This is a genomic window from Psychroserpens sp. (assembly GCF_036960315.1).
Taxonomy (GTDB): domain Bacteria; phylum Bacteroidota; class Bacteroidia; order Flavobacteriales; family Flavobacteriaceae; genus Psychroserpens.
The window spans coordinates 193,105-217,866 of record NZ_JBALVR010000006.1 but is presented as its reverse complement, the minus strand read 5'-3'; the positions used below and the strand labels follow the sequence as shown (position 1 = coordinate 217,866).

17 protein-coding genes and 1 tRNA gene are annotated in these 24,762 nt (G+C 35.5%); 10 read left to right on the top strand and 8 right to left on the bottom strand.

Going from position 1 to position 24,762, the window contains the following annotated elements; all coding sequences use genetic code 11:
* Positions 1 to 24: 24 nt before the first annotated feature.
* Together nusA and rimP are read right to left on the bottom strand one after the other, a co-directional pair.
* Positions 25 to 1,257: a transcription termination factor NusA gene (gene nusA, locus V7719_RS12035; protein WP_335730157.1), complete on the bottom strand. Its 1,233-nt coding sequence runs from the start codon at positions 1,255 to 1,257 to the stop codon at positions 25 to 27.
* A 12-nt stretch (positions 1,258 to 1,269) separates the two neighbouring features.
* Complete coding sequence (rimP, locus tag V7719_RS12030) at positions 1,270 to 1,734, bottom strand: ribosome assembly cofactor RimP (RefSeq protein ID WP_335730156.1); 465 nt, start codon at positions 1,732 to 1,734, stop codon at positions 1,270 to 1,272.
* Between the two features lie 155 nt (positions 1,735 to 1,889).
* Here rimP and V7719_RS12025 point away from each other — a divergent pair, with 155 nt between their 5' ends.
* On the top strand, positions 1,890 to 2,714 hold the full coding sequence (locus V7719_RS12025) for a universal stress protein (protein WP_335730155.1): 825 nt from the start codon (positions 1,890 to 1,892) through the stop codon (positions 2,712 to 2,714).
* Positions 2,715 to 2,775: 61 nt separating this feature from the next.
* On the opposite strand, the gene V7719_RS12020 is transcribed toward V7719_RS12025, so the two are convergent.
* Positions 2,776 to 2,848 (bottom strand) — tRNA-Gln (locus V7719_RS12020).
* A gap of 150 nt (positions 2,849 to 2,998) precedes the next feature.
* Here V7719_RS12020 and V7719_RS12015 point away from each other — a divergent pair.
* Both V7719_RS12015 and V7719_RS12010 read left to right on the top strand, forming a co-directional pair.
* Positions 2,999 to 6,355, top strand: coding sequence for a glycosyltransferase family 117 protein (locus tag V7719_RS12015; RefSeq protein WP_335730154.1), 3,357 nt, complete (start codon positions 2,999 to 3,001; stop codon positions 6,353 to 6,355).
* Positions 6,356 to 6,441: 86 nt separating this feature from the next.
* Positions 6,442 to 7,083, top strand: a complete 642-nt coding sequence (locus tag V7719_RS12010; RefSeq protein WP_335730153.1) for a polysaccharide deacetylase family protein — start codon at positions 6,442 to 6,444, stop codon at positions 7,081 to 7,083.
* A gap of 15 nt (positions 7,084 to 7,098) precedes the next feature.
* Here V7719_RS12010 and V7719_RS12005 read toward each other — a convergent pair whose 3' ends face one another.
* Positions 7,099 to 7,395, bottom strand: coding sequence for a thioredoxin family protein (locus tag V7719_RS12005; RefSeq protein ID WP_335730152.1), 297 nt, complete (start codon positions 7,393 to 7,395; stop codon positions 7,099 to 7,101).
* A 143-nt stretch (positions 7,396 to 7,538) separates the two neighbouring features.
* Positions 7,539 to 8,762 (bottom strand): metallophosphoesterase, encoded by a 1,224-nt coding sequence (locus V7719_RS12000; RefSeq protein ID WP_335730207.1) that lies wholly within the window; start codon positions 8,760 to 8,762, stop codon positions 7,539 to 7,541.
* 273 nt (positions 8,763 to 9,035) lie between these two features.
* Here V7719_RS12000 and V7719_RS11995 point away from each other — a divergent pair, with 273 nt between their 5' ends.
* Genes V7719_RS11995 through V7719_RS11985 form a run of 3 tightly spaced genes read left to right on the top strand, consistent with a single transcriptional unit; the run spans position 9,036 to position 14,718 of the window.
* Positions 9,036 to 11,984 carry a GH92 family glycosyl hydrolase gene (locus V7719_RS11995; RefSeq protein WP_335730151.1) on the top strand — a complete coding sequence of 983 codons (2,949 nt, stop codon included), beginning with the start codon at positions 9,036 to 9,038 and terminating at the stop codon, positions 11,982 to 11,984.
* A 39-nt stretch (positions 11,985 to 12,023) separates the two neighbouring features.
* Positions 12,024 to 13,688, top strand: coding sequence for an MFS transporter (locus V7719_RS11990; protein ID WP_335730150.1), 1,665 nt, complete (start codon positions 12,024 to 12,026; stop codon positions 13,686 to 13,688).
* Between the two features lie 7 nt (positions 13,689 to 13,695).
* Positions 13,696 to 14,718: a N(4)-(beta-N-acetylglucosaminyl)-L-asparaginase gene (locus tag V7719_RS11985; protein WP_335730149.1), complete on the top strand. Its 1,023-nt coding sequence runs from the start codon at positions 13,696 to 13,698 to the stop codon at positions 14,716 to 14,718.
* On the opposite strand, the gene V7719_RS11980 is transcribed toward V7719_RS11985, so the two are convergent.
* The gene (locus V7719_RS11980; RefSeq protein ID WP_335730148.1) at positions 14,715 to 16,127 is read right to left on the bottom strand and encodes an aldehyde dehydrogenase family protein; all 1,413 of its coding nucleotides are present in this window, start codon (positions 16,125 to 16,127) and stop codon (positions 14,715 to 14,717) included. The two genes, V7719_RS11985 and V7719_RS11980, sit on opposite strands and share 4 nt — an antisense overlap.
* A gap of 172 nt (positions 16,128 to 16,299) precedes the next feature.
* Here V7719_RS11980 and V7719_RS11975 point away from each other — a divergent pair, with 172 nt between their 5' ends.
* Positions 16,300 to 16,572 carry a hypothetical protein gene (locus tag V7719_RS11975; protein ID WP_335730147.1) on the top strand — a complete coding sequence of 91 codons (273 nt, stop codon included), beginning with the start codon at positions 16,300 to 16,302 and terminating at the stop codon, positions 16,570 to 16,572.
* 70 nt (positions 16,573 to 16,642) lie between these two features.
* On the opposite strand, the gene cphA is transcribed toward V7719_RS11975, so the two are convergent.
* A complete protein-coding gene (gene cphA / locus V7719_RS11970) occupies positions 16,643 to 19,282 on the bottom strand; it encodes a cyanophycin synthetase (protein WP_335730146.1) in 2,640 nt (879 codons plus the stop codon).
* Positions 19,283 to 19,379: 97 nt separating this feature from the next.
* Between cphA and V7719_RS11965 the strand changes: the two genes are divergently transcribed.
* The gene (locus V7719_RS11965) at positions 19,380 to 20,243 is read left to right on the top strand and encodes a cyanophycinase (protein WP_335730145.1); all 864 of its coding nucleotides are present in this window, start codon (positions 19,380 to 19,382) and stop codon (positions 20,241 to 20,243) included.
* A gap of 3 nt (positions 20,244 to 20,246) precedes the next feature.
* Here the strand turns inward: V7719_RS11965 and V7719_RS11960 are convergent, their stop codons facing one another.
* Positions 20,247 to 21,176: an isoaspartyl peptidase/L-asparaginase family protein gene (locus tag V7719_RS11960; protein WP_335730144.1), complete on the bottom strand. Its 930-nt coding sequence runs from the start codon at positions 21,174 to 21,176 to the stop codon at positions 20,247 to 20,249.
* A 289-nt stretch (positions 21,177 to 21,465) separates the two neighbouring features.
* Here V7719_RS11960 and polA point away from each other — a divergent pair, with 289 nt between their 5' ends.
* Positions 21,466 to 24,327 (top strand): DNA polymerase I, encoded by a 2,862-nt coding sequence (gene polA / locus V7719_RS11955; RefSeq protein WP_335730143.1) that lies wholly within the window; start codon positions 21,466 to 21,468, stop codon positions 24,325 to 24,327.
* A gap of 10 nt (positions 24,328 to 24,337) precedes the next feature.
* The gene (locus V7719_RS11950) at positions 24,338 to 24,730 is read left to right on the top strand and encodes a (deoxy)nucleoside triphosphate pyrophosphohydrolase (protein ID WP_335730142.1); all 393 of its coding nucleotides are present in this window, start codon (positions 24,338 to 24,340) and stop codon (positions 24,728 to 24,730) included.
* Positions 24,731 to 24,762 lie beyond the last annotated feature (32 nt).

Genomic DNA, 24,762 nt, shown 5'->3' with positions numbered 1-24,762 from the left:
TAACATTATTGTGTTAATCAGGTATTATTCTTCGAATTCTTCTTTTAGAATTCTAATAACATCTAATATTGTTTCTTCTTCTAAATCGGTACGTTTTACAAGATCAACAATATCTTGTTCTAATATACTTTTTGCAGTATCTAAACCTGCTTTACTGAATTCATCAATAATCCAGCCTTCTATTTCATCTGTGAATTCAGATAATTCTACATCCTCTTCAGCACCTTCTCTAAACACATCTATTTCGTAACCTGTCAATTTACCTGCTAATCTAATGTTGTGACCACCTCTACCAATGGCTTTAGATACTTCTTCTGGTTTTAATAAAACCTCAGCACGCTTAGTTTCTTCGTTTAATTTAATAGATGTTACTCTTGCAGGACTTAATGCTCTTGTAATAAATAATTGGAGGTTATTAGTATAGTTAATAACATCGATATTTTCATTACCCAATTCACGAACAATACCGTGAATTCTAGATCCTTTCATTCCAACACATGCACCTACTGGATCAATTCTATCATCATAAGAATCTACAGCAACTTTCGCTTTTTCACCTGGAATTCTCACTACATTTTTAATGGTAATTAAACCATCAAATACTTCAGGAATTTCTTGCTCAAACAATTTCTCTAAAAACGCTGGAGACGTTCTAGACATAATAATTGCTGGCTTATTTCCTTTTAGTTCAACACTTTCTATAATCCCTCTTACATTCTCACCTTTTCTAAAAAAGTCTGATGGTATTTGTTTATCCTTTGGAAGGATAATCTCATTACCATCATCATCCAATAAAATAATCGCTCTGTGACGAATATGGTGAACTTCAGCCGAATAAATCTCGCCTTCAAGCTCTTTAAACTGCTTGTATATGTTTGTATTATCGTGTTCGTGTATCTTAGATATTAAGTTTTGACGTAATGCTAAAATTGAACGTCTACCTAAATCTACTAGTTTCACCTCTTCAGCTACATCCTCACCTACTTCAAAATCTGGTTCTATTTTTTGCGCTTCTGATAATGCAATCTCTTGATTTGGCTCTTCAACCTCATCATCTGCTACTACAATTCTATTTCTCCAAATTTCTAAATCTCCTTTATCTGGATTTATAATGATATCAAAATTGTCATCATCCCCATATTTCTTTTTCAATGCATTTCTTAATACATCTTCTAAAATCGCCATTAGTGTTACACGATCGATTAATTTTTCGTCTTTAAATTCTGAAAACGAATCAATTAATGCAATATTTTCCATAACTATTATGAATTAAAATTTTATTACAACTTGAGCTTTTGAAATCGCATCATACGAAATTTCAGCTTGCTTTTTTACGGTTACTTTACCTTTACCAACTGGCTTAGGCTCTCTTGCTTTCCACTCTAAAAGAATCTTTTCCTCATTAGCTTGGGTAAGCGTTCCTTCGATAGTTTCATTCTCTATAGTTTTCACACTTAGTGTTCTACCTAGATTCTTTTTATACTGCCTATATTTTGTTAAAGGTGCTGTTGCGCCGGCAGATAACACTTCTAGCGAAAAATCTTGTTCTTCTCTATCTAGGTTATGTTCGATAGCTCGACTTACAAACATGCAATCTTCTACCAAAACACCCTTATCACCATCTATGACTACTTTTATTGTATTATCAGCTAACACATCAAAATCGATTATAAATAGGTCCTCTCGTTGGTTTAACGCTTCGTCTAATAATTTCTTAACAGTACCCTTGAACATTTTTAAGTATAAAAAGAGCGGACTTTCCGTCCGCTCATTATTCTTTTTTCTTCAAACAACGCTGCAAATATACAACATTTTAATTGATTTCTACAAATACGTTTACTTTCGATTTTTATTATTAAATTTATGTACTTGAATTTAAACCCATCCGTATGAAAAAAATACTCGTTCCCACCGATTTTTCAATAGAAGCAGAAAACGCACTAAAAGTCGCTTCACAAATCGCTAAAAAACACGGCAGTGAGATTTATTTATTGCACATGTTAGAAATTCCGATGCAGGAAATAGATGCGGTTAGTAGTCATGCTGATGTACCAGAAATTATGTTTTTTATGAAAATGGCGCATCAAAAGTTTAAAGAAATTATGGACAGCGACTATTTAGAAGGACTTACAGTTCATGAAATTGTAAAACCTGATGGCTCTTTCAACGGCATCACGGAGATCTGCAAGGAGCATGATATTTCAATGATAACCATGGGGTCTCATGGTGCAAGTGGCCTAAAGGAAATGTTTATTGGTTCTAATGCCGAGAAGGTAGTTCGTTCTTCTGATGTTCCGGTTTTGGTTATTAAAAATGATTATGAAGATTTTAGTATTGATGATATTGTATTTGCATCAGACTTTAAAAATGACAATAGAGAAACCTATCGTCAGGCTACCGATTTAGCAACAGCTTTTGACGCACAAATACATTTGCTAATGGTTAATACGGCTAGCAATTTTACAACAACCGAAAAGGCCAATGATAGAATCAATACCTTTATTGAGGATTATAGCTTTAAAAATTTTACGATAAATATCTATAATGATGAATCTGTTGAAAAAGGAATTCTAAATTTCTCTAAACTTATAGATGCAGATTTAATAGGTGTTAGTACACATGGCAGACAAGGCATTGCTCATTTCTTCAACGGAAGCATAAGTGAAGACTTAGTAAATCATGCAAAAAGGCCTGTAATAACATTCAAGATTTAAGTAAGAAATGATTAAAAAAGAAAAAGTCCTTACGTTAATAGTAAGGACTTTTTAGTTTTTGTTGGCCCACTAGGTTTCGAACCTAGACTCTTCTGCACCAAAAACAGACGTGTTGCCAGTTACACCATGGGCCAATTTCTTAAAGAGGGTGCAAATTTAAAACAAAGTTTCATTTGAACAAACAATTTTTTATAAAAAAATCAAAAAATGGTAACCTTTACTTAAAATGAGTAGTGCTTTTGATATTTATTGTTAATTTCGCTCGCATTAAATAGACTTGTTTTATGACACATTTCAACTTCAAGAAATGGAATACCATTTTAGGATGGTTTGCTTTTACCGTAGCGTTAATCACGTTCGGACTAACTATAGAACCTACAGTTAGCTTTTGGGATGCAGGAGAATATATCCTCACCTCATCAAAATTACAAGTAGGTCATCCACCAGGAGCACCTTTATTTCAAATGTTAGGCGCATTTTTCTCAATGTTTGCTTTGGAACCTGCCCAAATTGGCGCAATGCTCAATATGATGAGTGCCGTTTCTAGTGCATTTACCATTTTATTTATGTTCTGGACCATTAGTCTTTTAATGTTAAAAGTCACTGCAATTTCTAATCCTAGAAAAGAAAACTCAGAGGATACCTCTAAGGTTCCTTTATCAAAAAATCAATATATAGCCATATTAGGAAGTGCTTTAGTAGGAAGTCTAGCATTCACATTCACAGATTCATTTTGGTTTAATGCCGTTGAAACCGAAGTGTATGCTATGGCAACACTTATCATGTCTATTCTCTTTTATTTAGGGTTGCGTTGGGAACAAGATATGCACGAACCTAGAGGACACAGATGGTTAATATTAATTGCATTTGTAATCGGGCTATCGTTTGGTGTTCACTTTATGGGCTTATTAACCATTCCAGCTTTAGGCTTAATCTATTATTTTAAAAACTATAAAACGATCACTGTAACCAATTTCATTCTTGCTAATGTTATTGCGGCAGCCATACTATTATTTATTTTCAAATTACTACTACCAAATGCATTACGCCTTTTTAGTACTTTGGAAATTTTCTTTGTCAATACTATTGGACTTCCATTTAATTCTGGATCTATTATCGCAGGACTGCTCGTTATTGCTGCGTTCTATTTCGGGTTAAAATATACGAGAGAGAAAGGTTACAAATACGCTAACACCTTAACGCTTTGCCTTATATTTATTTTTATTGGTTTTTCATCATGGGTAATGTTACCTATTCGAGCAAATGCCAATGTAATCATCAACGAAAATAATCCATCAAGTGCCAGAGAATTATTAGCCTATTATAACTTAGAACAGTATCCAGAAACACACTTGTTTTATGGTCCATTATTTACCGAACAATATACTGGCTTGGATGAAAACAACCCTTATATAGATGACAAACCTAAATATGAAAAAGATTATGACAAAGGTGAATATATCATTGTAAACGAATGGAAAAACGCTAAACAAAATTATAACGCAACACAAGCTGCTATCTTACCTAGGATGTGGAGCTTTGAGCACGCCGAAAATTATATGATGTTTACTGGCTTACTTGATTTTAAAATCAAGCCCGAATACCGGATGGAGAATCAGGTGCGTGACATTGTCAATAATTTTAGGAGTGAAGTTGCTCAAGGAAAAATTGATTATGAAGAATATAATGACTTTCTAAAACAATTTGGCCGTGACTTTTTAGATATTGAAAAGCCTTCCTTTGGTGACAACCTTTATTATATGGTAGATTACCAATTAGGCTATATGTATTGGCGTTATTTTATGTGGAATTTCTCCGGAAGACAAGACGACATTCAAGGAAGATATGATGATTTACATGGAAACTGGATTAGCGGAATTGACCCTATCGACAAATGGCATTTAGGTATCTCACAGAACAATCTCCCAAGTGACGTTAAAAATAATAAGGCCAGAAATACGTATTATATGTTACCTCTAATTTTAGGTATCATCGGGTTTTTATTTGTACTCTCAAGAGACCCTAAACGCTTTTGGGTATTGCTCGTATTTTTCTTATTTACTGGATTAGCCATACAATTTTATACCAATGTACGCCCTTTCGAACCTCGAGAGCGCGATTACTCAGTTGTTGGTTCCTTCTATGTTTTTGCTATATGGATTGGTTTTGGGGTCTATGCTATTTTTGATTTACTTCGGAAATATACCAGCTCCAAGTTCTTGGCTCCTGTTGTTACAGTAGTTTGTTTGGTTTTAGTTCCTGGAATTCTAGCTGCTGAAAATTGGGATGATCATGACCGATCTGAAAAATATACCGCTCAAGCCATGGCTCGAAAATATCTCGAATCTTGTGCGCCCAATTCTATATTGTTCACTATTGGTGACAACGATAGTTTCCCGTTGTGGTATTTACAGGAAATTGAAGGCGTAAGAACAGACGTTCGTGTGATCAACACCAGTCTATTCCAAACCGATTGGTACATCGATCAGATGAAGCGTAAAGCCTATGACAGTGATCCTATTCCGTCGCAATTAACACATGAGCAATATAGATTTGGAACTCGTGATTATATATCTAAATTCGAGCTTACCGAGGATCCAATGCTAATCAAAGACTTTATGGATTTCATTTCTAATGATGACCCTAAATATAGCCTCAAATATGGCATGGAACGAAGAGGTGAAGATCCCACTGGTTATCCAAAACAATTATTAGATGCTAACTATTTACCTACAAGTAATATTAGAGTCCCTGTTGATAAAGCTACAGTATTAAAAAACGGAGTCGTACAACCAAAAGATGCCGACAAAATCGAACCGTTTATTGATCTCAATATTTCGAGTAGTGGATTGTACAAAAATCGTTTATTGATGCTAGATATTATTGCCAACAACAATTGGGAGCGCCCAATTTATTTTACAGGTGGTGCTTTTAGCGATGAAGATTATATATGGATGAAAGATTATTTACAACTAGATGGTCTTTGCTATAAACTCGTACCAATAAAAACAGCCGTTGATAGAGCTAATCCTTTTGATATGGGACGTGTAGACTCTGATTTGATGTATAACAAAGTTATATCTTGGGATTGGGGAAATAGTGGTAGTGACCATATTTACCATGATGTTGAAACACGTAAAAACGGAATCACATATAGAGGGAACCTTGCCAGACTTATTGAACAATTAATCAATGAGGAACAATATGACAAAGCCGAAAAAATAGCTGATATCGCCATGGAGAATATGCCAGTAGATAAATTTGGTTATTACACTTTATTGGAACCTTACATTAGTGGCTACTACGAAATCGACAAGAAGGACAAAGCTAGAAAACTATACACAGATGTGTCGAGAAAATATCAAGAAAGCCTATCCTATTGGAGCGAACTTTCCATTAAAAATCAAACGCGCTACCTTGACGAAATAGTAACAGATATCGAACGCTATAGAAGCCTTGTAGATTTATTAGTCATCTATAATGATAAGGAATTTGCTCTGCAAGAAACTGAGAAGTTTAACAACTACCTTAAGCTCTTTAAGCATTTTATTGGAGAAGATGAAACTGAGGCAGAACCACAAAGAGAAGACAGAGATATTCCAAAAGATACCATTGATAGTATCTTAGGCATCCAACAATAGTGAATTTTAAAAGCTCATAATGGGCACTTAGTTAAAAACGACCATTAGCAAATATTAAACAGTAGGTTATTAATAAAATTATTTAGATGAAAATAGCTCCTGTAAAAACACCCGCAGTTGCTAAAAAAATGTTCCCAAACTATGTTTGGGACATCGCAACTACCAAAAAGGAATTGTTTTTGACTTTTGATGATGGTCCAACACCAGACATCACCAACTGGACAATAGAAACGCTTAAACAATACAATGCAAAGGCTACCTTTTTCTGTATTGGAGCCAATATCGAAAAGCATCCAGCCATCTTTAAAAATATTATCAATGATGGTCACACCATTGGGAATCACACACAACATCACGTTAAAGGCTGGAAAACGAAAACCAAAAATTACTTAAAAGAAGTCGCTAAAACCCAAGATATTATCAACGCTCATATCACTCCTGGGAAGTCAAAAATTTTCCGCCCTCCTTACGGTCAAATAAAACCAAAGCAAGGTAAAAAACTAATAGATTTGGGTTATCAAATTATCATGTGGGATGTGTTGTCTTTTGATTGGGATCAAGATCTTTCCGAAGAAAAGTGTTTAGAAAATGTCATTTCTAAAAGTAAAGCAGGAAGTATTATCGTGTTTCACGATAGTGTAAAAGCCGCTAAGAATATGATGTATGTGCTTCCGAAGGTGTTAGAAACATTTAGTAAAAAGGGGTATGAGTTTAAATCTCTATCCTAAATATTTTTGTCTGGCTTAGATATACTCTTGCACGATACCAATCAAAGTGTTGGCATCTTGTTCTCCACTATGACGCCATTTCATTTCGCCATTTAAGTAAATAATAAGTGTTGGTAAGCCTTTAACGCGAAGAGCTTCGGCTAATTCCTTGTTTTTATCGACATCAATTTTGATGACTTTTGCCTTGTCACCAAGAGCTGCAGCTACATCACGCATTACTGGATGCATTGCTGTAGATTGCTCATTCCATTCTGTAAAAAAATCTAACAGAACAGGGATATCAACATCTATAAGTTCTCCAAATTTTGACATGTGTTTAAACTTTTGAATCAAATATGTTATTACAAACCTACATAAATTTTTTGTACTACTTCAAATTATCTATTGTAGTAGGTTCACTCTGACATATTTATAAAAATAAACAATTTAATAGTAAATATAACATTTCCACGATATTAAGCATTATTTGAACCCTTTTTAAGTGTAATTACAGTCACTTCAGGCCAAATGCCAACACGCCCAGGATATGCTAAATACCCAAATCCTCTATTAACGTTAATATGTTGCCCCAATTGCTCATACATTCCAGCCCAATGTTTGTATCGCCATTTTACTGGACTCCACTTAATCCAACCTGGAATTTCAATACCAAACTGCATACCATGAGTATGTCCACTTAGTGTTAAGTGAAAATGATAGTCATCATGAATAACACACTCTTCCCAATGACTAGGATCATGGCTCATTAAAACCTTGAAATCTTTTGAATCAATATCTTCACTGGCTTTCCTTAGGTCACCTGCTTTTTTAAATCCGCCCTTTCCCCAGTTCTCAACACCTACTAAAGCGATTCGCTGACCATCCCTTTCTATAAATCTACTTTCATTAAGTAATAAGTCGTAACCCATTTCTTTTTGAATCTGTTTTAGATGCTCTAGATTTTTTTCTTTATCAGAAGGGGTATTCCAATCTACATAATCACCATAATCATGATTTCCTAAAACAGAAAATACACCATCTTTTGCCTTCAAACTTCCAAAAAGGTCCTTCCAAGGTAACATTTCAGTCGCTTTATTATTAACCAAATCTCCTGTAAATAAAATCACATCAGATTTTTGCTCGTTAACAAGATCTACACCATATTTAATCTTTTCATGATTGTCAAAACTTCCTGAGTGTATATCACTAATTTGCGTAATACGGTAACCATCAAAGGCGTCTGGTAAATCTTCAAAATGAAGTTCATATTCCAAAACTCTAAATCTGTATTTCCCTCTATACATTCCGTAGAGCAATGATGTAAATGGAATTGCAGCCAAGCCCAAAGCGACCTGACTTATAAATTTTCGCCTGGACGGTATATCAAAAACCTCTTTAGTCACTAATTTATCATACAACCCAAAAACAACTCTTATAATATCTTCGGCAAATAAAACAGGTACTATCACCAAATTTAAAGACATAAAAGCCAATAGAAACCCAAAAGCGTAACTTTTTCCAGGGGTAAGAACTCGTCCTTCACCAGATGTTATTTGATAAATAAAGTTCCCTGCAATAATCACAGCAACTGCTATAAATAGATAATGTAACCAACTCGATTTGGTCACTGTTTTAATAGCTTGATATCCGTAAAATGAAAAAATACTGTAGATTAAAATGAATATAATCCAACGCACCATAAAATGAAGTTTTATCAAAGATAAGTCATTTTAAAAAAGGAACTTATTACTTAAATTACATTTAACGATATGTTAAGAGATTATTCCAAATATGTCAATCGCGCTTCACCCCTCTTTTTGTGTATTATATTGTTGAAAATTTTAACCGCAACTAGGCAATGCTTAAAAATTTTACCTTGTACTAAATCAAATATAGCACACAAAAAATTCAATCACATATCTCAAACAGTCTCTAAGATTTAGTATCTTTTCATTCGATTTAAATAAGCTTCTATGAAACCTCTTTTGTCTATTGTTTTAACAACCTTAATACTAATAAGTTGTAAAACAGATCCTCAAATAGAAATCGCAAAAAAAGACAAACCACTTATCGAATATGTCAATCCATTTATTGGAACTGGGGGACATGGTCATACCTATCCTGGAGCAACAATGCCGTTTGGAATGATGCAATTAAGTCCAGATACTCGACTTGATGGTTGGGATGGTTGTTCTGGCTATCACTACAGCGACTCGTATATCTACGGATTTTCACATACGCATCTTAGTGGAACAGGTGTTAGCGATTATGGAGATATCCTTTTGATGCCTACTAATGCCATTAATTTTAATAACGGAAGCAATGAAAAAGCTGGTTATCGTGCACATTTTTCGCATGATAATGAGATTGCACAGCCAGGCTATTACAAAGTACATCTAGATTCTACTGAAATTGAAGTTGAACTTACAGTTTCAAAACGAAGTGGGATTCATAAATACCAATATCCTTCGGGAAATAATCAGTACATGATTTTTGATTTAGATCATCGTGATCAGATTTTGGATTATAAAATTAAGAAAGTCAACGATTCAACAATTTCAGGATTTAGACATTCTAAAGCTTGGGCAACAGATCAACGCTTATTCTACACCATTCAATTTTCGAAATCAATAAAAAACATCACTTACGAAGAGAACGGAACACCAATCTCTAAAAACTACAAATACCAAAGTAAAAAGGCTGCCATTGAATTTGAGAATCCAAACAACGATCCTATTTACGTTAAAATAGGAATTTCAGCAGTTGATGAAGCTGGAGCTACTAAAAATCTTAAACAAGAAATAGGAAACAAAACATTTGATCAAGTTAAGAAAGAAGCTCAAGACATTTGGGAAACACAACTGGATAAAATTGTCGTCGAATCTCAAAACAATGATTACAAGACCAACTTTTATAGCGCATTATATCATACGATGTTGGCTCCAAATCTTTACCAAGATGTAGATGGTCGCTATCGTGGCATGGATTTAGAAATTCACGAAACCAAAGATTTTGAGTACTACACTGTCTTCTCACTTTGGGATACCTATCGTGCTGCACATCCATTGTATACGATTATTGAACAGGACAGAACTAACGATTTCATTAATACATTCCTAGCCAAATATGACGAAGGCGGAATTATGCCAATTTGGGATCTTTCAGCTTGCTACACGGGTTGTATGATTGGCTATCACGCCGTTCCTGTGATTTCCGATGCTTATCTAAAAGGAATTACCAATTATGATGCAGAAAAAGCTTTTGAAGCTATGAAACATTCGGCGACTAGAGATAAACTCGGGCTCAAATCTTACAAAGAATTTGGCTTCATTCCTGTGGAAGAAGAAAGCGAATCGGTTTCCAAAACACTCGAGTATGCCTATGATGACTGGACCATTGCGCAAATGGCTAAAGCTATGGGAAAAGATGAAGATTATAAATTGTATTCTGAAAGAGCGCAGTATTATAAAAACATATACGATCCCGAAAGTAAATTCATGCGTGGACGTTTTCGTAACAGTTGGTTTGCACCTTTTGATCCTTATGAAGTCAATTTCAACTACACAGAAGCTAACTCATGGCAGTACAGCTTTTATGTGCCACAAGACGTTTCAGGATTCATGAATTTGTTAGGTGGAAAAGATAAGCTCGAAGCACAGTTAGATGAATTATTTATTGCCGAAGCTGAAACTTCTGGTCGCAATCAAGTTGATATTACAGGACTAATTGGACAATACGCTCATGGAAATGAGCCAAGTCACCATATGGCTTATCTCTATAATTTCGTTAACAGACCTCACAAAACTCAAGAGAAAGTGCATCAGATATTAACCGAATTATATACCAATGAACCTGATGGTATTTCCGGAAATGAAGATTGCGGACAAATGAGTGCATGGTACGTGTTTTCATCAATGGGGTTCTATCCTGTAACACCTGGCAGTAATGACTATATAATCGGCACACCTTTGTTTGATAAAGCCACAATAAACCTAGAAAACGGAAAACAATTTACCATCCTTGCCCAAAATTTGAGTGACAAAAATATATATGTTGAATATGCATACCTCAACGGAAAAACGCTTGATAAGACATTCATTGCTCATGAAGACATCATTTCTGGTGGGATTCTAGAATTCCGAATGACAGATAATCCAGCGGTTTGGGGAAGTCGTGATGGACAAGAACCAAGAACTGAAATTGATGAACATGTTATTGTTCCAGTGCCATTTATAGCTAAAGGCAATGTCGCATTCAAAGGAGAAACAGAAGTTAGCCTTGGAACAGTACAATCTGAAACAGAAATCTTTTACAGTCTTGATAATTCTGAATTTAAACGATATACTGCTCCTTTTACTATTTCCGAAGCCATGACATTAAAAGTCTATGCCGCTGATAGTAATGGAAATAAAAGTGCAACTATTGAAACCAAATTCTACAAAATTGATCCAAACCTTTCCATTAAGCTGGACACCAAATATGCGAATCAATACAATGCTGGTGGCAACGATGCACTTATAGATGGAATTCTAGGAACTCAAGATTTTAGAACCGGAACCTGGCAAGGCTATTGGGATGAAGATTTAATCACAACAGTTGACATGGGAAGCGTAAAACAAATTAGCAACATATACATCAACTTTTTACAAGATCAAGGCGCTTGGATTTTTTATCCTACGGAAGTAGAATGCCTCGTTTCAAAAGATGGCAAACAGTTTACATCTATTGAAACCATTAAGATTGATGCAGCCAAGCGAAATGAGGAAGTGCTTATAAAAAACATATCTTTTAATGTGTCTTCAGAAAGTTATCGCTACGCAAAAATCATCGCTAAAAAAATGGGAGAATTACCAACTTGGCATTTGGGCTATCCACATGATGGAAGAAGCTGGATATTTGTCGATGAAATTTCAATCAAATAGACATATTAAATTATATTTAGACAACTAATTAACTCACACATGACAAATCAAAACAACAAATCTGCATTAACCACTCTAGTAACGGTCTTCTTTTTCTGGGGATTTATTGCTGCCTCAAATGGTGTTTTTATTCCATTTTGTAAGACCTATTTTAATATAGACCAATTTCAATCACAGTTGGTAGACTTTGCATTCTATGGTGCCTATTATATTGGAGCTCTATTATTGTTTATCATATCAAGCTCTATTAAAAAAGACATTATCAATTTTTGGGGCTACAAAAAAGGAATTATTTATGGTTTACTCCTATCTGCTATTGGTGCGTTTGTGATGTATCCGGCTACAGCCGGTGCAGAACAAGGTCAAACCAGTATTTTCTATTTTGTGCTTATTGCTTTGTTTATTGTTGGTTTAGGGTTTTCATTACAACAAACTACAGCTAATCCATTTGCTATTGCTTTAGGTGATCCAAAAACAGGATCGCATCGATTGAATTTAGCAGGCGGAATTAACTCTTTTGGAACAACCATTGGACCAATAGTAGTTGCCTTTATTATTTTTGGTTCTGCACCTTTATCTAGCGAGGAATTAGCTCTAATGATAAAAAATAATGATATTAAATTAACCACTGTTCAAGCATTATATATTGGTGTTGGTGTCTTATTTTTATTAGCAGCAGCCTTGTTTCATTTTTCGAAAAAATTACCTGCTTTAAAATCCGACACTGCTTTTGAGCCAGCTAATAAAGCTAAGAACTTACTTATCATTTTAACTGTAATTATTATTGGATGCTTTGGTTATATTTTTAGTACTTATACTGGTAACGAAGTAGTTTCTGAAGCATTAGAAAACAAACGTCTCACCTTTTTAATTATAGCTTTAGCTGCTGTTGTAGGTTGTTTATTGTTTGCGTATTCAAGTTCTGCAAAAAAGCCTGAAGGTTGGGGAGCAATGAAATACCCGCAATTGGTCTTGGGTATGCTAGCTATATTTACATATGTTGGTGTAGAAGTAACTGTTGGTAGTAATTTAGGTGAATTACTTAAAAAAGCTGTAGATGGAACCAATTTAAACGAATTAGGATTACCAACACTTAACGATGCACAGCTTGCTCCATTTATCTCTTTATATTGGGGAGGATTAATGATTGGTCGTTGGGTTGGTGCGATTACTGTTTTTAACCCAAGTAAAGGGTTAAAAAAGTGGCTGCTTATCATTGTGCCTTACGTCGCTTTTGGAGTTATACTATTAGTTAATTTTGGTGAATATTCGGCTAACCAAATACTGTTCTTTGCAATCTGTGTAGCTGTTCAAATTGGAGGATTCTTTTTAGCTAAAGACAATCCTGTTAAAACACTTAAAATATTTAGTCTTTTGGGTGTTATAGCTATGATAGTTGGTTTGTTAGCTACGGGCAACGTAGCGCTTTTCGCATTTTTATCTGGTGGTTTATTCTGCTCTATCATGTGGCCATGTATATTCACATTAAGTATTGCTGGATTAGGCAAATACACTTCTCAAGGCTCTGCCTTTTTAATTATGATGATTTTAGGAGGCGCTATCATTCCTCCTTTACAAGGAAAATTAGCTGATGTATTTGGAATTCAGCCTTCATATATCATTGCTGTATTATGTTTTGCATATTTATTATTTTACACATTTAGAACCAAATCAATTTTAGATAAACAAGGTGTTACTTATTAATTGAATTATGAAAAGAAGGAACTTTTTAAAAAACGCATCCTTAACAGGAGTTGGACTAGCAGTAGGAAACTCACTTGTAGGTTGCGCTGAAGGAACATCAGATAAGATTGTAGAAAAATCATCCGTCGCTAATGCTATGGACGACAATGAAAAAGCATCATTACCATTAGTTATTGCGACTTGGCATGTGATTGACGCTACTGCCAAAGCCATGGAAGTTTTACAAGCTGGAGGCAATGCTCTTGACGCTGTAGAACAAGGTTGCAGAGTTGAAGAAGCTAACGAAAAAGGCCAATCGGTTGGTAAAGGTGGATTACCTGATCGCGATGGCAATGTCACTTTAGATGCCTGTATTATGGACAAACATGGCAACTGTGGTTCGGTGGTCTATCTTCAGGATATTACACATGCGGTTTCGGTAGCTCGGAAAGTGATGGAAGACACACCTCATGTTATGCTCGCAGGTGAAGGCGCTAAACAATTTGCGGTTTCCAATGGTTTTGAACCTGAAGATTTATTAACTGATGCTTCAAAAGAAGCTTGGGAAAAATGGAAAATAGAAGCGGAGTATAAACCTATCATCAATATCGAAAACCATGATACGATTGGCATGTTAGCCATTGATAAAAATGGTGATATTTCAGGTGCTTGCACAACAAGCGGATTAGCCTATAAAATGGGTGGCCGTGTTGGGGATTCTCCAATTATTGGTTCTGGGTTATTTGTCGATAATGAAATTGGTGCTTGTGTTGCAACAGGATTAGGAGAGGAAGTCGTAAAAACCGTTGGTAGCTTTTTGGTAGTTGAATTGATGCGCCAAGGCAAATCACCTCAAGAAGCATGTGAAGAAGCGATTAGTAGAATTGTGAACAAACCGAATAGTAACTACAAAAACTTTCAGGTTGGTTACATTGCAGTGAACAAAAAAGGAGAAACAGGAAGCTACTCCGTACATCAATGGTTTAGCATGACCAAATTTCAAGATGGTGTTAATGAACAGATTCAATCAGATTATTTCAATAAAGCTTAAAACCACTTAATCGTTAAATCTACAATCTTCTGTTTAAAGTTGTTATAAGGAGGCATTAATAAATCGACGGCACCCATAGTATGCTGCTTTAAAACCGAGCGTTGGTTAACAAACTCTAAAAACCCGAAATAGCCATGTGATTTACCAATACCACTATTATTGCTACCTCCAAAAGGCAAGTTGTGATTTAAAAATTGTAATAGATTATGATTAATACAGGTGCTACCAGCTCTTGTATCGTTTAAAATTTCAGTCACGCGCTTTCTGTTTTTACTAAATATATAAAGCGCCAATGGCTTTTCTTTCGAATTAACATAATCAATAACCTGTTGAGAAGATGTATAGGTTTTTACAGGAAGTATAGGTCCGAAAATTTCATTTTGCATCAATTCGCTCTCTTCAGAAACATCAAACACTAAGGTTGGTTCTATATAATTATCTTTTTCTTCGGAAGCTCCGCCACATGCAATGGTTGCATTACGGGACTTAGCATCTTCTAAATACCCTTTTAAACGATTGAAATGTTTTTGATTCACAATTCTTCCGAAGGACTTAGATTCTGAAGGGTTTTCAGAATAAAACTCAGTCAAGTGCTTTTTAAAACTCGTATTAAATGCTTCTTTTATCGATTCATTGACTAACACATAATCTGGTGCAATACATGTTTGACCAGCATTTAAGAACTTTCCGAAGATAATTTTCTTCACAGCGTTATCTATATTATAGGTGTCATCAATAATAACAGGAGACTTACCCCCTAACTCTAATGTCACAGAAGTCAAATGTTGTGAAGCTGCTTTCATCACAATCTTTCCTACTTGGGGTGAACCCGTAAAAAAGATATGGTTAAAAGGTAGTTTCAATAATTCTTGCGATACCTCAACTTCACCTTCAATTAAAGCGACTTCGTTGTCATTAAACAGTGTGCTTACAATCTTGAGCATCACCTTAGAGGTGTGAGGTGTCATTTCACTTGGTTTTAAAATAACAGTATTACCTGCAGCAATTGCAGAAACCAAAGGACCAAAAGTTAAGTTTACCGGAAAATTCCAAGGAGATATAATTAAGCAAACACCTTTAGGTTCATTTATTATCCATGATGAACTCCCTAACATTGCTATAGGTGTATCTACCTTTTGCCGCTTTAACCAAGACTTTAAATTTCGCTTTGCAAAATTAATCTCATCAACTACTGGATAGATTTCAGTGAGGTCTGTTTCAAGATGTGGTTTTTTAAAATCACTGTATAAAGCGTCTCTTATCTCTTGCTTAAAAGTTTTCTCTAAAGCTGTTTTTAAGCTGTTCAACTTTTTAAGACGCTCTTTATAATTGGTCTTACCAATAGCGAATTGATTTGATTTTTGCTTCTCAAACAATTCAAAATACCTGTTATCTGAATAATCTATCATTTAATCCTTGACGTTTTTATTGGGCTGCGAGCCATTTTTGTGTATTTCGTCGATGTTTTTCGCGAACGCTTTCATCTTAACTAAAAAGCGCCCTCTTTATCTAATATATTCATTTTCATCTTTAATGTTGCGTTTCTTTGACTTGAGTTTAATAACAAAACCCTCTACGATTATGAAAAAAGTATTAACAATTTTAGCCTTTACATTATTACCTCTCCTTTCGATGGGACAGGATACTAATGTAGATATCAAAAATAACGATACTGTAGAAACTGTAATCGAAAATAAGGAAGAAACTCAAACAATTAAGAAAGAAACAACAACTAGTTCTGTAATGAAAGCTAAGGCATTAAGAATAAACAGAAAGAAAAGTTCTGAAATTATTAGTATTAAAGCATACAGAAAAAGTTTACAGATAAAAGTAAAGACAATTAAGCTTTGCTAATCCGTTATAAATAAATAAAAAAAATCCGAAACTCACGTTTCGGATTTTTTTATGCTTTATTTAAAGTTAGTTATGAAAATGTCAGCTCTCCTCTGGCCTCTCTCTCTTTAAATTCTTTCACTAAGTCAAGAGCATCTGGAATCACATCACTACACAATATAATTAATGAACCTTTAACTGCATTTTTTACAGCAAAAGTAATCGCTTCTTTTTCCGAAGGAATAATCGTAGTTTTTTTGTTAGGATCCTTCATCTTAATACCATCAGTTAGCATTTTAATGAGCTCTTCTTCTGTTTTTCCTCGTAAGCGTTTATCTTGACGGATGATAATTTCATCAAACATTTCGGCAGCAATCGCTCCCATTTCGTTATTATCTTCGACACGTCTATCTCCAATTCCTGCAATAATTCCAACTTTTACAGTAGCATCTAATTCATCTGTAAATTTCTGTAAGGCACGCATTCCTGCTGCATTATGAGCATAATCTAACAAAATATTAAAGTCCTTAAATTCAAATAAGTTTAAACGTCCTGGAGTTTGTGCCGCTGAGGGAATAAAGGTTTCCAAGGCTGCTTTCATATCTTCAATACTAATGCCCTGAACATGAGCAGCAAGCACAGCTCCTAGTACATTTTGAATCATAAATTTAGCTTTACCACCATAAGTCAGCGGAATATGTTCTGCCTTCATAATACGCATTTTCCATTGGCCTCTACAGATGGTAACATAACCACTTTCATATACAGCAGTAATCCCATTTAGACGTTGTAATGCTTTTACTCTAGGGTTATTTTCATCCATAGAAAATAAGGCAACATTACACTCTAAATTACGTCGCATATTATAAACCAAATCATCATCGGCATTTAATATTGCATAACCATCTGGTAATACTGTTTCTGGCACAACTGCTTTAACTTTCGCTAATTGCTCTATGGTATTAATTCCTTTTAAACCTAAATGATCTGCAGCAACATTAGTAACTACAGCAACATCACATTTTTTAAATCCTAATCCAGCACGTAATAAACCACCTCTAGCGCATTCTAAAACTGCAAAGTTCACCGTTGGATCTTTGAGTACAAACTCAGTACTTGCTGGTCCTGTACAATCGCCTGTCATCAATAATCTATTTTGAATATATACACCATCACTTGTTGTATAACCGACACGATAACCTTTCATTTTTGCTATATGCGCAATAAGACGCGTTGTTGTTGTTTTTCCGTTAGTTCCAGAAGTCGCAATAATAGGAATACGTCCAGTATCGCCTTTTTGCGGAAATAATTTATCAATTACAGGAGCAGCAACATTACGTGGTAATCCTGTTGTTGGTGCTAAATGCATTCTAAATCCAGGTCCAGCATTAACTTCAAGGACTGCACCTCCAGTTTCAGATAAAGGCTTAGAAATATCTGTGGTCATGATATCAATTCCGCAAATATCTAAGTCTATAATTTTCGAAATACGCTCTGCCATACTAACATTTGCAGGATGTATTATATCTGTAATATCTTCGGCAGTCCCTCCCGTACTTAAGTTCGCTGTATCTTTTAAAATGAGACGTTCTCCTTTAGCAATAATAGAATCTAGGCTATAACCTTCATCCTTAATAATGGTTTGTGTCAACTCGTTTGTGGTAATCTTAGTCAGCACATTTTCATGGCCAAAACCACGACGCGGATCACTATTTACTTTATCTATAAGTTCTTGAACCGTTGATTTTCCATCACCAATAACATGTGCAGGAGTTCTTATTGCACCAGCGACTAATACATTATTAATAACTAACAGCCTATAATCTTCACCTGTTATAAACTTTTCTACGATAATGGCACCACTGCGTGAACTCTCTTTGGCATGTCTAAAAGCGACTAATGCATCATCATAATTTTGTATGTCAACTGTAATTCCTCTTCCATGATTACCATCAACTGGTTTTATTACTAATGGGTAACCTACATAACGACACGCTTCTTCTAAACTGCGTTCGCGACGAATAATATCACCACGAGGCACAGCAACTTCAGCTTGTTCTAATAGGTATTTTGTATCTTCTTTATCGCATGCTAATTCTACACCAATACTACTGGTTTCACTAGTTACAGTAGCTTGAATTCGTTTTTGATTGGCTCCATATCCTAACTGACATAATGAGTATTTATTTAATCTAATCCACGGAATTCCTCTTGCTTCGGCTTCTTCTACAATAGATCCTGTACTTGGACCTAATCGATCTGCCTCCCGCAATTCTCGCATTTCTTGGATGTCTTCAGATAAGTCATAAACTTCTCCACTAATTAAAGCTTCACAAATTCTTACCGAAGCCTTTGCAGCATAACGTCCAACCGATTCTTCCATATAGGCAAAAACGACATTATAAACACCTTCTTCACCAAAACCTCTTGTTCTTCCGAAGCCAACATCCATACCTGCGAGAGTTTGTACTTCTAAAGCAATATGCTCAATAATATGACCCATCCAAGTACCTTCTTCTACACGTTGAAAAAAACCACCTGGCTCTCCAACCGAACAGCGATGATCAAACATACCAGGAAACATAGCCTTAAGGCGATCGTAAAAACCATCGACTTTATTTGATGGTCGCTCCTCCATTTCTTGAAGATCTAAAACCATTACAATTAATTTATGTCGTCTAATAGACCAATAATTTGGTCCTCTCATTGCGTTGATACTTCGTATGTCCATATGGTTAATTTTATAAGTGAAAGATTATAAATATAACATTTTTCAAAAGAAAAATTAGTTTATTTTTGCCCAATATTCAAACTACAGGACAGATTTTATGCAGAAGATTAAAGGAACACTTATTCCTATTGGAGGAAATGAAGATAAAGGCCTAGAAGACAATGAAATGCACACCTTAGAGTTTATTGACGAAGGTATTTTATATCATGTTGTCAAAGAAGCTGGCGGTGTAAATTCAAAAATTGTTGTCATCCCTACAGCGTCTAGTATTCCTAAGGAGGTCGGGGATAGCTACCTATCGGCTTTCAAAACATTAGGATGTAACGATGTAACGGTATTGGATATTAGAAGCAAAGAGGATTCTGAAAAACAAGAATCGATTTCGCTTATCAAATCTGCAGATTGTATCATGTTTTCTGGTGGTAATCAATCTAAAATTACTGATAAAATTGGTGGTACAACAATTCATGATATTCTAGTAGAACGCTACAAAAACAACGAAGGTTTTGTAATTGCTGGTACAAGTGCAGGAGCTATGGCTATGTCTAACGAAATGATTGCTGGCGGAAGTGCTGCCGAATCATTTATAAAAGGAGCCGTTGCTATGTATAGAGGATTAAGCTTAATTCCAAGTTTGATTATCGATACCCACTTTATCAAACGTGGGCGTTTTGGCAGACAAAGTGAAGCCATTGCTAAACACCCTGATTTAGTTGGTTTCGGACTTGCAGAAGACACAGGTCTTATTATCAAAAACGGTAATGATTGTACAGTTATTGGCTCTGGAATGGTCATTGTTTTTGACGGAAGCAAATTAACGCACAACAATGAAAAAATACTCCAAGAAGGTACACCTATGACCATGGCAAATCTTACTGTTCATGTGCTTTCAAATGGAGATCAATACAATATTAAAAACAGAAAAGTGTCGGTTCTTCCAATAGAAGCCCCTTTCATCTAAAGCTTATTTATAAATAGCGATGTCTTCATTCCCTTCGGAAGTTTTACTCGCGCGATACATTCCTTCGGTATTAAAGGGCATTGCTATATTTCCTTTTGAATCAACAGCAATTAAACCGCCATCTCCACCTATCTCAAGAATACGTTTATGAATCACTTCTTCGGAAGCGGCTTTCAGACTCATTCCTTTATGTTCCATTAAACAGGCCACATCATAAGCGACGACACCTCGAATAAAAAACTCACCACTTCCAGTACATGAAATCGCACAGGTCTTATTATTGGCATAATTTCCAGAACCAACCATTGGTGAATCACCAACGCGTCCCCATTTTTTATTGGTCATTCCTCCTGTAGATGTTGCTGCTGCGATATTGCCATCTTGATCACAAGCGACTGCCCCAACAGTTCCAAACTTCGAATCTTTTTTTGTAGAATGATCCAACTGAAAACTATCCGTATCCTTTATTTCCAACCATTGTTTATGTCTAAACTCATCATAGAAATACGTTGCATCCTCTAATTTATAATCGAGTTCGTTAGCAAACTGCATCGCACCTTCACCTGCTAAAAACACATGTTCACTTTTTTCCATCACATCACGAGCTAAACTCACTGGGTTTTTAATTCCAGTAATCAAACTTACAGCACCAGCATTTAAGGTTTTACCTTCCATAATACAAGCATCCATTTCGTGAGATTCGGTTGCTGTAAATACAGACCCTTTTCCCGCATTAAATAATGGAGAATCTTCTAGAGTTTTAACAGCAAGTTCTACAGCATCTACAGCAGTTTTACCTTCTTTCAAAAGATTATAACCTGCATCTAAAGCTGCTTTTAAATCGTGTTTATATCTAGCTTCCAATTCGGGAGTCATCATCCCTTTGACTAAAGTTCCAGCGCCGCCGTGAATCGCAATCGAAAAATTTTTCATTCTATCATTTTTTTACTTATGCCTCGCTCGGCATACAGGTCGGAAATTTACAAATTGTAGTTCAATTTGTTCCATATAAACGCATAACTTTTCGTAGCTTTATAGACTTCAAAAAATCACTCAATATCATTTTTTGTTTAGGTTAGCGGACAAGCAAAATGATGATTTTTTCAGCTTATACGAAAAAGAAAAATATAGCATAGCCATAGTTACGGTATATTTTTATTTTAATGTAGAAATGAAAAAAGAGCTTTTTACGAAGCTTTACTTAAATAAATAATGATATAACATGTCAGACCAAAAACGACTATTTCTTGTTGATGCTTACGCACTTATTTTCCGTGGGTATTACGCTTTTATAAAAAACCCTAGAATTAATTCTAAAGGTGAAGATACGTCAGCCATTATGGGCTTTATGAACTCCTTGTTGGATGTCATCAAACGCGAGCGACCAGATCATTTAGCGGTTTGTTTTGATAAAGGCGGAAGTGCAGATCGTGTAGAAATGTATCAGGAATATAAAGCCAATCGGGATGCAACACCAGAAGGTATTAAGACGGCTGTTCCCTATATCCTCGAAATATTAAAAGCCATGCACATTCCAATCATGGTAAAAGAAGGTTATGAAGCCGATGATGTGATCGGAACCTTAGCGAAAAAAGCAGAAAAAGAAGGCTACAAAACCTTTATGGTCACACCTGATAAGGATTTTGCGCAACTCGTTTCTGAAAATATCTTCATGTACAGACCTATGTTTGGAGGTGGATATGAAACTTGGGGAATTCCAGAAGTACAGAAGAAATTTGAAGTCACAGATCCATTACAAGTCATTGATTTTTTAGGAATGATGGGAGATGCTTCTGATAATATTCCCGGACTTCCAGGCGTTGGAGAAAAAACAGCTAAGAAATTTTTAGCAGCTTATGGAAGCATGGAAAATTTGTTAGCAAATACCCATGAGCTCAAAGGCAAAATGAAAGAAAAGATTGAGGCTAATGGTGAGCTCGGAATTCTCTCAAAGAAACTGGCTACCATTATGTTGGATGTTCCTGTAGAATTTAATTTTGATGATTTTGAATTAGAGCAACCTGATATTCCTAAAGTCACAGAAATTTTTCAAGAATTAGAATTCAGACGTTTAATTGACAATTTTAATAAAACATTTTCTGCGGAAGCGACTGCGCCTAAAACTGAAACAACTCAAGCATCTAATGCTAAACCTACAGAAGAGAAGTCTAAACCGACACCTATAGAACAGAAATCTGCTGGTGCAGGACAATTTTCATTGTTTGGAGGAGATACTACAGAAGCAACTGAAACGGTCTCAGAACACACTAGAAAAACTGCTGAAAATACATCACATTTCTATCAAAGTATCGCTTCAGGAATGGCAACCAAACTGTTTGTCAAAAACCTAATGAATCAAACGTCAGTATGTTTTGACACAGAAACCACTGGACTCAATCCATTAACAGCCGAACTCGTTGGTATCGCCTTTTCATGGGAAACAGGGAAAGGTTATTATGTACCATTTCCAGAGGACAAAACGGAAGCCCAAGAACTTATCGAAGTCTTTCGTCCGTTTTTTGAAAATAAAAACATTGAAAAGATTGGTCAGAATTTAAAGTACGATATCAAGGTCTTAGCAAAATACAATATAGAGGTCAAAGGCAAACTCTTTGACACCATGTTAGCACATTATTTGATTAATCCGGATATGCGTCATAATATGGATGTGTTGGCGGAAACCTATCTCAATTATACACCAATTTCTATTGTAGAGCTCATTGGTAAAAAAGGAAAGAACCAGTTGTCGATGCGTGACGTTCCGTTGGAAAAACAAACGGAGTACGCTGTTGAAGATGCTGATATCACTTTACAGCTCAAAGAGCATTTCGAAAAAGAACTGAGGGATGCCAATACTAAAAAGCTATTTGATGAGATTGAACTTCCGTTATTGCGTGTGTTAGCGGCTATGGAATTGGAAGGTATTAATCTCGATAAAGACTTTTTAAATTCGCTTTCTGAACAACTCAATACTGACATCGAAGATCTTGAAAAAGCGATCTATGAAGCTGCAGGCGAGGAATTCAATATCGCATCGCCAAAGCAATTAGGGATCATTTTATTTGAAAAATTAAAATTAGTTGATAAGCCGAAAAAGACCAAAACCGGACAATATGCTACTGGTGAAGACATCTTATCGTATTTAGCGAAAGAGCATGAGATTATTCGTGATATTTTAGAATATCGCGGACTAGCAAAACTAAAAAGCACCTATGTCGATGCTTTACCGCTTCAGGTGGAAGACATTACTGGTCGCGTACATACCGATTATATGCAAACTGTTGCAGCAACTGGACGACTGAGTAGTAATAATCCGAATTTACAGAACATTCCTATTCGTACCGAACGTGGTCGCCAGGTTAGAAAAGCCTTTGTACCAAGAAATGAAGAGTACACTTTGCTTGCTGCCGATTATTCGCAAATAGAACTGCGTATTATAGCCGCTTTAAGTCAAGAGGAAACCATGATTGAAGCCTTTAAAAATGGTGAAGATATCCACGCATCAACCGCTTCTAAAGTATTTGGTGTGCCACTTACTGAAGTCACTCGTGAGCAACGTGGCAATGCTAAAACGGTCAACTTCGGAATCATTTATGGTGTGTCTGCTTTTGGATTGAGCAATCAAACCGACTTATCACGTGGTGAAGCCAAAGAATTGATTGACACTTATTATGAAACCTATCCAAAATTGCGCGCGTACATGAGTGAGCAAGTTGATTTTGCACGAGACAATGGTTATGTACAAACGGTTTTAGGACGTCGTCGTTATTTAAAAGACATCAACTCTCGTAATGCCATCGTTCGTGGTGCTGCAGAACGAAATGCAGTGAATGCTCCTATTCAAGGGAGTGCAGCAGATATCATTAAAGTTGCCATGATTAATATTTATGACAAATTGCAAGCAGGCGATTTTAAAACGAAGATGCTCTTACAAGTACATGATGAATTGGTCTTTGATGTCTACAAACCCGAACTCGAGACCATGAAAACCCTCATCAAAACCGAGATGGAAAATGCTTATATACTAGACGTTCCTTTAGATGTTGAAATGGATATTGGTGATAATTGGTTGGAGGCGCATTAACGTAATTTAGATGAAAACAATTCCTGTCACTTGTGCAATCATTCATTTTGATGATAAAATTTTAGCAGTTCAAAGAAGTGAAACCATGAAGCTTCCTTTGAAGTGGGAATTTGCAGGTGGCAAAATAGAATCTGAAGAATCTGAAATTGAGTGTATTAAAAGAGAGATATTTGAAGAATTAAACATAAAAATTGAAATAAAAAAAAGATTAACTCCAGTAGTTCATGAGTATCCAAACTTCAAAATTCAATTAATTCCTTTTACTGCCGAATATCTTTCTGGAGAATTGAAATTAAGAGAGCATTGCAACTTCATATTAGCTGACAAAAAAGAATTAATGGGTTTAGATTGGGCTGAAGCAGACTTGCCTATTTTAAATGAGTTTGTTGGAGTTTCTATTTAATCTGATGGTACAACTCGTCTATCTCAATTTCT

Coding starts and splice junctions, on each gene's coding strand:
- V7719_RS11995 (WP_335730151.1), top strand. CDS start 9,036: ATGAAACCTCTTTTGTCTATTGTTTTAACAACCTTAATACTAATAAGT.
- V7719_RS11960 (WP_335730144.1), bottom strand. CDS start 21,176: ATGAAAAATTTTTCGATTGCGATTCACGGCGGCGCTGGAACTTTAGTC.
- nusA (WP_335730157.1), bottom strand. CDS start 1,257: ATGGAAAATATTGCATTAATTGATTCGTTTTCAGAATTTAAAGACGAA.
- V7719_RS11990 (WP_335730150.1), top strand. CDS start 12,024: ATGACAAATCAAAACAACAAATCTGCATTAACCACTCTAGTAACGGTC.
- V7719_RS12005 (WP_335730152.1), bottom strand. CDS start 7,395: ATGTCAAAATTTGGAGAACTTATAGATGTTGATATCCCTGTTCTGTTA.
- V7719_RS11965 (WP_335730145.1), top strand. CDS start 19,380: ATGCAGAAGATTAAAGGAACACTTATTCCTATTGGAGGAAATGAAGAT.
- V7719_RS12010 (WP_335730153.1), top strand. CDS start 6,442: ATGAAAATAGCTCCTGTAAAAACACCCGCAGTTGCTAAAAAAATGTTC.
- V7719_RS11980 (WP_335730148.1), bottom strand. CDS start 16,127: ATGATAGATTATTCAGATAACAGGTATTTTGAATTGTTTGAGAAGCAA.
- polA (WP_335730143.1), top strand. CDS start 21,466: ATGTCAGACCAAAAACGACTATTTCTTGTTGATGCTTACGCACTTATT.
- rimP (WP_335730156.1), bottom strand. CDS start 1,734: ATGTTCAAGGGTACTGTTAAGAAATTATTAGACGAAGCGTTAAACCAA.
- V7719_RS11950 (WP_335730142.1), top strand. CDS start 24,338: ATGAAAACAATTCCTGTCACTTGTGCAATCATTCATTTTGATGATAAA.
- V7719_RS12015 (WP_335730154.1), top strand. CDS start 2,999: ATGACACATTTCAACTTCAAGAAATGGAATACCATTTTAGGATGGTTT.
- V7719_RS11985 (WP_335730149.1), top strand. CDS start 13,696: ATGAAAAGAAGGAACTTTTTAAAAAACGCATCCTTAACAGGAGTTGGA.
- V7719_RS12000 (WP_335730207.1), bottom strand. CDS start 8,762: ATGGTGCGTTGGATTATATTCATTTTAATCTACAGTATTTTTTCATTT.
- V7719_RS12025 (WP_335730155.1), top strand. CDS start 1,890: ATGAAAAAAATACTCGTTCCCACCGATTTTTCAATAGAAGCAGAAAAC.
- V7719_RS11975 (WP_335730147.1), top strand. CDS start 16,300: ATGAAAAAAGTATTAACAATTTTAGCCTTTACATTATTACCTCTCCTT.
- cphA (WP_335730146.1), bottom strand. CDS start 19,282: ATGGACATACGAAGTATCAACGCAATGAGAGGACCAAATTATTGGTCT.